This is a genomic window from Rhizobium sp. R711, assembly GCF_002211365.1.
GTDB lineage: Bacteria > Pseudomonadota > Alphaproteobacteria > Rhizobiales > Rhizobiaceae > Rhizobium.
In genome coordinates this window covers 151,356-162,449 of sequence record NZ_LOKZ01000035.1, presented here as the reverse complement: position 1 = coordinate 162,449, position 11,094 = coordinate 151,356, and the positions used below count along the sequence as shown (strand labels likewise).

Sequence of the window (11,094 nt, the reverse complement as noted above, 5' to 3'; positions counted from 1 at the left end):
CGGCATGGCTGGAAGGGTTTTCATGTTATCAACACGTTGGATCCGTGTGGGCGTCTGCCTGACTGTTGCTATGGCAGGCGGCGCGATGATCACCGGCTGCATGGGGAGCCCGCGCTACGGTACGGACAAGACCGCGATGGAACAGTTGACCGACGACCTTGGTCAGTCCGTTTCATTGACCGGCGACGGGCCGAAGAACAAGGGCGTCAAGTACAGCGCCCGCCCGGCCCTCGTGCTGCCGCAGGCAGCTGACAAGGAGAACCTCGTCGAGCCGCAGCAGAGCATAGCCAGCAAGGAAAATCCGCAGTGGATCGAATCCCCGGAAGAGACCCGCGCACGCCTAGTCAAGGAAGCTGACGAAAACAGCGACAACCCGAACTACCGCTCGCCGCTCGCAAGCGACAAGGTTGAAGGTGGCCGGCAAACGACCGAAGCCCAGACCAAGGCCTATCGCGAGGCTCGCGCCACCCAGAAGGGCTCCTATACCGACCGCCGCTACATCTCGGATCCGCCAACCGAATACCGCCAGGTCGACGATCCGGCCAAGCTGGACGATCTCGGCGAGCCGGAGCTGAAGAAGGCGAAGAAGAAGAAGAAGGAAGCTGCGATTGCCGGTACGGGCAATCAGTGGTGGAACCTCCTCCAGTAAGGTTTCAAGCTGGGCATCAGCCCCGCTTTGCTTTTGACCACTTGTCAACCAACATCCTGCCGGCAAGGCTAGTGCCGACGGCGCGAAGATCGCGCCGGTACCAGTAATGTTACGGCATATCCCGTTTCTGCGCGAAGAACGTTCGAAGGATGTCGGCGGATGTCGTCTCCTGCAAACCGGAATACACCTCCGGGGCGTGATGGCAGGTAGGCTGCCTGTAGAAACGCACGCCATTGTCGACGGCGCCACCTTTCGGGTCTTCGGCACCGTAGTAGAGCCGGCGAATGCGCGCAAAGGAAATGGCGGCCGCGCACATGGTACAGGGTTCCAGCGTCACATAGAGGTCGGCGCCGGTCAGCCGCTCCTGACCAAGTGCCTCGCAGGCCATCCGAATGACGGCGACTTCAGCGTGAGCTGTGACATCGTTGAGCTCGCGGGTGCGGTTGCCGGATGCCGCGACCACGGCCCCGTCAATCACCAGAACCGCTCCGATCGGCACCTCGCCGCGCTCTCCGGCGGCGCGGGCCTGGTCGAGCGCCAGCTCGATAAATTGATTTGTCTTCACGATCCGACAATTTCCACTTAACCGCAGGGGCGCGACCTGATAGGAAGGCCGCAAAAGGCAGGCAAACAACAAATGACATTCAAAGACAAGCCAAAACGGCCAGGCGGCAAGCCATCTCCGCGCGATGCCGGCCCGAAATCCGGTGGGAAGCCGGCCAAGGCGCTCGTCAAGACCGAGGCGAGCAGCGTTGCCGAAGGTGACGCCAAGGCCGAGCGCATCTCGAAAGTGATGGCGCGCGCCGGTGTCGCATCGCGTCGCGATATCGAGCGCATGATCATGGACGGCCGCGTCAAGCTGAACGGCAAGCTCCTCGAGACCCCTGTCGTCAACGTGACGCTGACGGACAAGATCGAAGTGGACGGCGTTCCGATCCGCGGTATCGAACGCACCAGGCTCTGGCTTTACCACAAGCCCGCCGGCCTTGTGACGACGAACGTGGATCCGGAAGGACGCCCCACGGTTTTCGACAACCTGCCGGACGACCTGCCGCGCGTCATGTCGATTGGCCGCCTCGACATCAACACCGAGGGCCTGCTGCTTTTGACCAATGACGGCGGCCTAGCTCGCGCCCTCGAACTGCCGACGACCGGCTGGCTGCGCCGCTACCGCGTGCGCGCCCACGGCGAGATCGATCAGGAGGCGCTCGACAAGCTCAAGGATGGCATCGCCGTCGATGGTGTCCTTTATGGCGCGATCGAAGCGACCCTTGACCGTACACAGGGCTCGAACGTCTGGCTCACCATGGGCCTGCGCGAAGGCAAGAACCGCGAAATCAAGAACGTGCTGGGTGCGCTCGGTCTCGAAGTCAATCGTCTGATCCGCATCTCCTACGGCCCGTTCCAGCTCGGCGATCTGCCGGAGCGGGATGTGGTCGAAGTGCGCGGCCGCACCTTGCGCGACCAGCTCGGCCCGCGCCTGATCGAGGACGCGAAGGCCAATTTCGACGCGCCGATCTACAACTCGCCGGCTGTCGCTGCTGAGGAAGAACCCGAAGCGAAGCCGGAGCGCCGCGAGCGCCCCCGCAAGCCGGAAGACAAGCGCGAGCGTGCGCTGAGCCGCCTCGACACCAAGCGCGACGATCGCCGCGGTGACCGTCGCGATGGTGGCCGCAATGACGATGATCGTCCGAAGCGCCCCGCGCTCGGCAGCCGCCGCAATGCCAATGTCTGGATGGCTCCCGGCGCCCGCCCGCTCGGCGAGAAGGCAGCCGCTAGGGCCGAGAAGAATGCCAAAACGGCGCAGCGCCGTGGCGAAAAGCCCGGCCGCGATAGGCCGCAGGCGGCAAGCTTCGGGGATGACCGCCACCGCGTCCAGATCAACCGAGCCACCGATGAAGAGGGCGAATGGATCCGCTCCAGCGATGTGAGCCGCGACGACGGCGATCGCAAGCGTTCTGGTGATCGTGGTGATCGCGGCCTGCGCGGCGACCGCCCGTCGCGTGGCGACAGGTCCTTCGGCGATCGTGGCGACCGTTCCGGCGGCGACCGCACCGCGCGCGGTGAGAGACCCTATGGCGACCGCCCACCGCGCGGCGATCGGCCATTCGGCGACAAGCCCCGTGGTGAGCGCAAGCCGCGCGAGGACGGCGACCGTCCCCGTTCCTTCGGCGACCGCCCGGCGCGGGGAGACCGGCCAGCCGGTGACCGTCCATTCGGCGGCAAGCCGCGTGGCGACCGCAGGCCGCGCGAGGACGGTGATGAGCGTCCCCGTTCCTTCGGTGATCGGCCGCCGCGTGGCGACCGGCCGTTCGGCGACAAGCCGCGCCGTCCGCGCGAAGAGGGCGATGAGCGTCCCCGCGCCAAGCGCTTCTCCGGCGAGGCTCGCTCCGAGCGTCCGGCCGGCGAGCGCTCCTTCGGTGACAAGCCTAGTGGGGGACGTCCCTTCGGCGACAAGCCGCGCGGCAAGAGCTTCGGCGGCGGTAAGCCCGGTGGCGGCAAGTCTTTCTCCGGCAAGCCGAAGGGCGACAGGCCGGGGGGCAGTGGCAAGCCTTCGGGCGGGCCGTCGCGGGGTGGACCAAAAGGAAAGGGAATAGGACGCGGTGCGGATCGTCGGCGGTGAGTTTCGCGGACGGCCGCTTGCCGTACCAAAGTCAAACGACATCCGGCCGACTGCCGACCGGACGCGTGAGAGCCTGTTCAACATTCTGAGGCATGCCTATCCGGAATGCGTCGATGGCACCCGGATACTGGATCTCTTTGCCGGCACCGGCGCCGTTGGCCTCGAAGCCGTCTCGCGCGGCTGCCGCCATGCGCTGTTCGTCGAAAACAGCGTCGAGGGCAGGGGCCTGCTCTGGGAAAACATCGATGCGCTCGGCCTGCATGGCAGGACGCGCATCCTGAGGCGCGATGCGACCGATCTCGGCAGCGTCGGCAATCTCGAGCCGTTCCAGATGCTGTTTGCCGACCCGCCCTACGGCAAGGGGCTTGGCGAAAAGGCAATGGCCGCCGCAGCCAAGGGTGGCTGGCTGCAACCGGGCGCGATTGCAGTCCTGGAAGAACGCGCGGACGTTGCCGTTTCGGTCGACCCTTCCTATCTTTTCCTCGAAAGCCGGATATTCGGCGATACCAAGGTTCATTTTTTCCGCTATCAGCCTGAATAGGGCGGCGGAAATCGGGGGCAGCGGTGCAGCAGGCAGAGAAGATCGAAACCGAGTTGCCTGCCTCGACCGGCGCCTCCGGCCGTTCGACACCCACAGTTGCGGTTGCCTTCGGCGGTGGCGGCGCGCGTGGCCTGTCTCACATCCACGTCATAGAAACGCTGGATGAACTCGGCATTCGTCCCGTGGCAATCGCAGGCTCCTCGATCGGCTCCATCATGGGCGCGGGCATGGCGGCTGGAATGACCGGCGAAGCCATCCGCGAGCATGTCATGATGACGGTCGGCAACAAGGCTGCCGTTGTCAGTCGCCTCTGGGGCCTGCGCCCGCAGACGGTGCGCGATGCGGTTGCCAACGGCGTGCGCATCGGACAGTTCAATCTCGAGCGTATCCTGAAAGCTTTCCTTCCCGCCGATCTTCCGGATCGCTTCGAGGATCTGCTGGTGCCAACGACGGTGACGGCCACCGATTATTACGGCCAGTGCGAAGTGTTGACGAGCCACGGTGCGTTGTTCCCGGCGCTGGCCGCTTCCTCGGCAATCCCCGCGGTCTTCATGCCGGTGCGGCTGCACGGACGGGTGATGATCGATGGCGGCATCAGCAATCCCGTGCCTTACGAATGCCTGATGGACCGCGCCGATATCGTCATCGGCATCGATGTCGTCGGCGCGCCGGAAGGCGACGGCACCCATATTCCGAACCGGATGGAGAGCATCTTCGGCTCCGGGCAGCTGATGATGCAGACCGCCATTTCCCTGAAGCTGCGCCTGCAGGCACCGCACATCTTCCTGCGCCCCCCAGTTGGGCGCATCGGCGTGATGGACTTCCTGAAGGCTCGCCAGGTCCTGTCCATGTCGGTCGGCATCAAGGACGAACTGAAATACGCGCTCGATCGGGAGATCGAAGCGCGGATCGCCTCTTAGAGGCTTTGCCCAAGACTAGTAGCCGTTAATACCGCTGCCACGAACCGGGCCAATCCCTGCGGGGGTTGCGTAGGTGGTATTCCCTGCGCCAGAGCCGGTGGTTGCACATCCGGAAAGGGTAACGAGGGCAATGGCCGCGACGGCCAGAAGACAGCATAGAGGCATAGCATTGTCCTAACATCGAAGACTGCGCGGGCCTCAGGGGCCAGAGCGGATAGTCCCTCAAATCAATGGCAATCGCAACGGGTATCGCGGGCCGCGGATCAATACCTGCGGAGAAAGAGGCGGCGACTATCACCAGTAGGATGCTCGACGCGATGGCCTCAGCCAGAGCGGAGTTACTCGCTTACGTCTTCATCGGGATCGCTCGTTATCTCGCCTCTTTGTTGCTTCAAGAGATGTTCTCCTAATCCGAGCAGGCCTCCGACGGCGACCGGTGTTTTGGGGGACCTAATTAGTGCCTCCGCGATCGGCTAAGCGTCGGCCGTCACTTCTGCCGTGCCAGCCAGCGGGTCCTCGTCGAAGCTCGCGGCGCGCTTTGGCTTCATGAGTGGCTCCGGTTTCACCGGCTGGGAGAACAGCATGTCGCGGCCGGCCTGCAGTCCTTCCGTGACCTGCAGCACCAGGCGCGCTTCATCACGCTTGCGGATATCCTCGCCGATTTCGTAGGCCTCCGCCTCGCCGACACCCAATGCCTCCAGCGTTCGCCGGCCGAACAGCAGACCGGATTCCAGCGTCTCGCGCAGTTCATAGTCGACGTTGAGATTGCGGAGCGTGATTGAGTGAATGCGGTCGTAGGAGCGCACGAAGAGCTTGGCATCCGGATAGTCCGCCTGCACCAGCTCGACGATCTTGTCGGTAATCTCGCGCTTCTGGGTGCAGACGACGACGATCTTGGCGCGGTCGATGCCGGCGGCCCTGAGCACGTCCTTGCGGGTGCCGTCGCCGAAGTAGATTCGGAAACCGAAGGAGGAAGCCTGCCGGATGCGATCGGCCGAAAAGTCGATGACGGTCACGGCACGCCCGCCGGCGAGCAGGATCTGGGCGGCAATCTGCCCGAAACGCGAGAAGCCGACCATCAGCACATCCGCGCCGGCGCCTTCGAAATCTTCGTCCAGCTGTTCCTCCTCTTTGCCGGAGAGAAGACGCTTGGCCAGCATCGTTCCGATCGGGGTCAGCGCCATCGACAGGGTGACGATCGCGATCAGCAGCGAGGCGGTGCTTGTCGGCATCAGTCCGGCAATGCCGGCGGCGGTAAACAGGACGAAGCCGAACTCGCCGCCCTGCGGCAGCAGGAAAGCGATCCTGATAGCGTCGTCATGCGGCGATCCCGTTGCGCGGCAGAGAGCGTAGATCACCAGTGCCTTCGCGGCCATGATGACGGGCACGGCAACGATGATGAAAAGAGCGTTGTCTCTGAGCACTTCCAGCTCGATCGAAAGGCCGACCGCGATGAAGAAGATAGCTAGCAGGACGCCACGGAAGGGCTCGATATCGGCTTCCAGTTCGTGGCGATAGGAAGACTCGGCAAGCATCACGCCGGAAAGGAAGGCACCCATCGCCATCGACAGTCCGGCAAGCTGCATGAGGCTCGCCGACCCCATTACCACGAAGAGGGCGGCGGCAATCATCGCCTCGCGGGCCCCGGTGCGGGCGATGATCTGAAAGAGCGGCGTGAGCAGATAGCGCCCCATGACGATCATCGCGGCGACAGCCGCAATGGCGACCGCGAAGTCCAGCAGCGGCGTGCCGCTGCCTTTGCCGCCGTCGAGAATGCTGATGAGGGCCAGCAGCGGTACGATCGCAAGATCCTGGAACAGCAGCATCGAGAAGGAGCGCTGTCCGTAGCGAGTGTTCACATCGCCTTCGTCCTCGAGGATCTGCATCGCAAATGCGGTGGAGGAGAGGGAAAGCCCGAAACCCGCGACGATGCTGCCGCGCCAGTCCAGAACCCCGGAAAGATAGGTCAGTAGTGTGAGCACAAGACCGGTCGCCACCACCTGCGCGGTTCCGAGCCCGAAAATGTCGCGCCGCATCTGCCAGAGACGCGAAGGCTTCAGCTCAAGACCGATGATGAAGAGGAGGAAGACGACGCCGAGTTCGGCAACGTCCAGGATCTGCTCGCCATCCGTCAATCCGTGAAAGATCGGGCCGATGACGACGCCGGCGGCCAGATAGCCGAGCACCGTTCCGAGCCCAAGGCGCTTGAAAATCGGCGCCGAAACCACGGCGCCACCGAGCAGCAGGATCGTCTCGGTGAAAAGAGTGTTGGGCTCTGACATCAGGCGAGTTTCTTTCAATGCGCGGAGGCATGCAAGCGGCCGGCAAAAGAATCGGCGCACGCGGCCTTGATGCTTTTCGTAGCGCACAATAAATGGAACGCGAAGGAAAGGCCAAATCATGTCCTCAGAAATCGACTCCTCGACGCTTCTTTCCCGCGCAAGCCAACTGATCGACCTGGCAAAGAAGGCTGGTGCCGACGCCGCGGACGCTGTGGTCGTGCGCTCGCGCTCGCAATCGGTCAGCGTGCGCCTCGGCAAGGTCGAGGGCACGGAATCCTCGGAAAGCGATGATTTCTCGCTGCGCGTCTTCATCGGCAAGCGCGTTGCCAGCGTCTCCGCAAATCCAGGCTTCGATCTTTCGGCTCTGGCCGAGCGGGCTGTGGCGATGGCAAGGGTGTCGCCGGAAGATCCGTTCGCCTGCCTGGCGGACGAGGACCGGCTTGCGAAGTCCTATCCGGACCTTGAGCTTCTCGATACGACCGAGGTTACCTCCGACCAGCTTCGCGAAGCCGCACTAGAGGCGGAAGCCGCGGCCCTTGCGGTCAAGGGCGTGAGCAATTCGTCGGGTGCCGGGGCTTCGGCCGGCAGGGGTGGCCTTGTGCTTGTGACCTCACACGGTTTCGAAGGCAGCTACATGGCCTCGCGCTTCGGCCGATCCGTCAGCGTCATCGCCGGCGAAGGCACGGCCATGGAGCGCGACTACGACTTCGACAGCCGCCTCTATTTCGGCGAGCTTGATGATGCCGCGGAGATCGGCCGCAGGGCAGGCGAACGCACGGTCAAGCGCATCAATCCGCGTCAGGTGGATACGGGCAAGGACATCACCGTTGTTTTTGATCCTCGCGTTGCTCGCGGCTTCGTCGGCCACATTGCCGGGGCCATCAACGGCGCCTCGGTTGCGCGCAAGACGAGCTTTCTGCGCGACAAGATGGGTCAGCAGGTCTTGAAATCGGGGCTTTCGATCTCGGACGATCCGCTGATCGTCCGCGGTCCGTCGTCGCGCCCCTTCGATGGCGAGGGCATATCCGGTGAGCGATTGCTGATGATCGAGGACGGTATCCTCAAGCATTGGTTCCTCTCCACCTCGACGGCCCGCGAGATCGGCATGGAAACCAACGGCCGCGGCGTGCGCGGCGGCAATTCGGTGACGCCGGCCGCGACGAACCTCGCGCTGGAGCCGGGCGATATCTCGCCGGAGGATCTGATCCGCAGCGTCGGCAACGGTTTCTACGTGACCGAGCTGATAGGCCAGGGTGTCAACATGATCACCGGCGAATACAGCCGCGGTGCGACCGGCTTCTGGATCGAGAATGGCGAACTGACGTTTGCCGTCTCCGAAGTGACGATCGCTTCGAACCTCAAGGACATGTTCATGCGGGTCACGCCTGCAAACGACATCGACCGCAAGTTCGGTGTCGCCGCTCCGACGCTTGCGATCGAAGGAATGACGCTCGCCGGGCGCTGATAGATTGGATTGCCGAAAATGACCGACGTGGACACAGCCCTCTGGCGGAGCGATCTGGAACTGATCGCGGATGCTGCCAGGCAAGCCGGCGATGTTGCACTCGGTTATTTCAACCAGTCGCCTGAGGTCTGGTGGAAGAACGAGGGACGATCGCCCGTCAGCGCCGCCGATTTCGCAGCCAACCAGAAGCTTGAATCTATCCTGCGTGCCGCCCGGCCGGATTATGGCTGGCTCTCCGAAGAGACCGAAGACGACGGCGATCGGCTTTCACGAGACACGCTGTTCATCATCGACCCGATCGATGGCACGCGAGCATTCCTGGCGGGGCTGGAATTGTGGTGCGTCAGTGTTGCGGTCGTCCGCCATGGGCGGCCTGTCGCCGGGGTTCTCTACGCTCCTGCCTTGGAGGAACTTTACGAGGCTGTCGAAGGCGGCGTGGCCTTGAAGAACGGCCAACCGATAACCGTATCGACGACACCGCTTGATGCACCGGGACGCTTTGCGATCGCCGAGGACGTGCTCAAGGCATTTCCGGAAGCGCTCAAGCATCGCATTGAGCGCGTCAGGCACGTGCCGTCCCTTGCCTACCGCATTGCGATGGTTGCCGACGGGCAGATCGACGGCACCTTCATCAAGCACAATTCGCACGATTGGGATCTCGCCGCCGCCGATTTGATACTGGAGCGCGCCGGCGGGCGGCTTGTCGATCTCCAGGGTGACACGCCGCTCTATAACCGCATTAAGGTCAGCCACGACGAACTTTGCGCAGCCGCCGCGCCGCGACTCTCCGATCTACTAACCGGGATTGGCGAACGACGAGGCAGTTGACGTTTTCGTCAAAATCCCTCAGATGAAGCGGCGGAGGAGAACAGAGCAGAAAGAGAAGAAAATGACGGAATCCAGCGACAAAAAGCAGCTCTTGCATCTCGTATTTGGCGGCGAACTGGAAAGCTTGGACGATGTTCAGTTCAGGGACCTCAAGGACCTCGATATCGTCGGCATTTTTCCGGATTATGCCACTGCACTGACGGCTTGGAAGGCAAAGGCGCAGTCGACTGTGGATAATGCGCATATGCGCTATTTCATCGTCCACATGCACCGTCTGCTGGACCCGGAAAGCAAGTCCGCGCAGTAACCCTCCCGCGGTCGCGGTTCATCGGAGCCGCGAACCGACCGACTGCCGGACGCATTCTGGACAAACTGATCGGTCATTGCAGGCCGCAACAATAATTGGGAATTGGGAACGGGTTGATGTCGATCGTTTGTGATCGGAGAATTGGCAGATGAGTGGTCGCATGGCGCGGTTTGCGCTGGGCGCCTACCAGGCAACGGGAACGTTGCTGACCCCTTTTGTCGGCGGCTATCTCGCCTATCGGGCGGCCAAGGGCAAGGAAGACCGCGCGCGCCGTTTGGAGCGCTCAGGCTATGCCAGCGCTGATCGCCCGGCCGGACCACTGGTCTGGTTTCACGCCGCAAGCGTCGGCGAAACGAACGCCGTCATTCCGCTGATCCGCGAAATTCGCCGGCGCGACGTCCATGTCATTCTGACAACAGGAACGATCACGTCCGCCAAACTGGCTGCTGAGCGTATCGGCAACGAGGCGATCCACCAGTATGTGCCGCTCGACCTGAAGCCAGCCGTCAGCCGCTTCCTCGAATACTGGCAGCCGGACTGCGCGCTGATTGCCGAATCCGAAATCTGGCCTGCGACGCTGATGGAACTCGGTCGCCGCCGCATCCCGCAGATCCTTGTCAACGCACGTATGTCGGACCGCTCCTTCGAGCGATGGAGCCGGCGTCCGGCACTTGCCGAGGCTCTGTTTGAAAACCTTGCGCTCGTCATCGCGCAGTCGGATGTCGACGCAGAGCGTTTCCGCGATCTCGGCGCACGCCACGTCATGATGTCGGGCAACCTCAAGGTCGATACCGACGCTCCGCCCTATGACGCCGCGGTATTCGCCGAATACAAGCAGCAACTCGGTGGCCGCAAGACCTGGGCGGCAATCTCCACCTTCGACGGCGAGGAGAAGGCCGCGGGCATCGTCCATCGGGCGCTGAAGGAACGAAACGGGCAGTTGACGATCATCGTGCCCCGCCATCCCGAACGCTCCGACGAAATTGAAGCCGAGCTTGTCAATCAGGGGCTCAAAGTGGCCCGCCGCACGCGTGGCGATGCGCTCACCCCCGATGTCGATGTCTTCCTTGGAGATACGATCGGCGAGATGGGCCTCTACCTGCGCCTGACCGAGGTCGCCTTTGTGGGTCGCTCGCTGTTTGCCGAAGGCGGGCAAAATCCGCTGGAGCCGGCGATGCTGGGTTGCGCGGTCCTGTCGGGCAGCAATGTGCAGAATTTCCGGGAAGCCTATCAGAAGCTGGCACGGCGAGGCAGCGCGCGCATGGTCCGCGATACTGAGATGCTCGCCAAGGGCGTCCACTATTTGCTCACCAACGACAGCGCACGCCGCACCATGATCGAGGCCGGGATCAGCGCCGTGCAAGAAATGCGTGGCGCGTTGACGGCGACGGTGAAGGGTTTGGAGCCCTACATCAATCCGCTGACGGTGAAGGCCAGGCTGCTGCCGAAGGCGGCGGTGCAGCGCTGAGGAGCAGGGCG

Annotated in this window: 10 protein-coding genes; 8 read left to right on the top strand and 2 right to left on the bottom strand. The window is 63.2% G+C overall.

The window, feature by feature from the left end; genetic code table 11:
• The first annotated feature begins 22 nt into the window (after positions 1–22).
• Complete coding sequence (locus ATY80_RS23035) at positions 23–649, top strand: hypothetical protein (protein ID WP_088694624.1); 627 nt, start codon at positions 23–25, stop codon at positions 647–649.
• Positions 650–758: 109 nt separating this feature from the next.
• Here the strand turns inward: ATY80_RS23035 and ATY80_RS23030 are convergent, their stop codons facing one another.
• Positions 759–1,214 (bottom strand): nucleoside deaminase, encoded by a 456-nt coding sequence (locus ATY80_RS23030; protein ID WP_189637242.1) that lies wholly within the window; start codon positions 1,212–1,214, stop codon positions 759–761.
• 72 nt (positions 1,215–1,286) lie between these two features.
• On the opposite strand from ATY80_RS23030, the gene ATY80_RS23025 reads away from it, so the two are divergent.
• The 3 genes from ATY80_RS23025 to ATY80_RS23015 are packed head-to-tail and all read left to right on the top strand — an operon-like array spanning position 1,287 to position 4,733.
• A complete protein-coding gene (locus ATY80_RS23025; RefSeq protein ID WP_088694623.1) occupies positions 1,287–3,272 on the top strand; it encodes a pseudouridine synthase in 1,986 nt (661 codons plus the stop codon).
• The gene (rsmD, locus tag ATY80_RS23020; RefSeq protein ID WP_088694622.1) at positions 3,253–3,813 is read left to right on the top strand and encodes a 16S rRNA (guanine(966)-N(2))-methyltransferase RsmD; all 561 of its coding nucleotides are present in this window, start codon (positions 3,253–3,255) and stop codon (positions 3,811–3,813) included. Before ATY80_RS23025 ends, rsmD begins: the two co-directional genes overlap by 20 nt.
• 23 nt (positions 3,814–3,836) lie before the next feature.
• Complete coding sequence (locus tag ATY80_RS23015; RefSeq protein ID WP_088694621.1) at positions 3,837–4,733, top strand: patatin-like phospholipase family protein; 897 nt, start codon at positions 3,837–3,839, stop codon at positions 4,731–4,733.
• A gap of 473 nt (positions 4,734–5,206) precedes the next feature.
• Here ATY80_RS23015 and ATY80_RS23005 read toward each other — a convergent pair whose 3' ends face one another.
• Entirely contained in the window at positions 5,207–7,015 is a 1,809-nt protein-coding gene (locus ATY80_RS23005) for a monovalent cation:proton antiporter-2 (CPA2) family protein (protein ID WP_088694712.1), read from the bottom strand.
• 118 nt (positions 7,016–7,133) lie between these two features.
• Between ATY80_RS23005 and ATY80_RS23000 the strand changes: the two genes are divergently transcribed.
• The 4 genes from ATY80_RS23000 to waaA all read left to right on the top strand — a co-directional run bounded on the left by ATY80_RS23000 (position 7,134) and on the right by waaA (position 11,083).
• A complete protein-coding gene (locus ATY80_RS23000) occupies positions 7,134–8,480 on the top strand; it encodes a TldD/PmbA family protein (RefSeq protein ID WP_088694619.1) in 1,347 nt (448 codons plus the stop codon).
• 18 nt (positions 8,481–8,498) lie between these two features.
• On the top strand, positions 8,499–9,308 hold the full coding sequence (locus tag ATY80_RS22995; protein WP_088694618.1) for a 3'(2'),5'-bisphosphate nucleotidase CysQ: 810 nt from the start codon (positions 8,499–8,501) through the stop codon (positions 9,306–9,308).
• Positions 9,309–9,369: 61 nt separating this feature from the next.
• A complete protein-coding gene (locus ATY80_RS22990; protein WP_088694617.1) occupies positions 9,370–9,615 on the top strand; it encodes a DUF4170 domain-containing protein in 246 nt (81 codons plus the stop codon).
• 148 nt (positions 9,616–9,763) lie between these two features.
• A complete protein-coding gene (gene waaA / locus ATY80_RS22985; RefSeq protein ID WP_088694616.1) occupies positions 9,764–11,083 on the top strand; it encodes a lipid IV(A) 3-deoxy-D-manno-octulosonic acid transferase in 1,320 nt (439 codons plus the stop codon).
• Positions 11,084–11,094 lie beyond the last annotated feature (11 nt).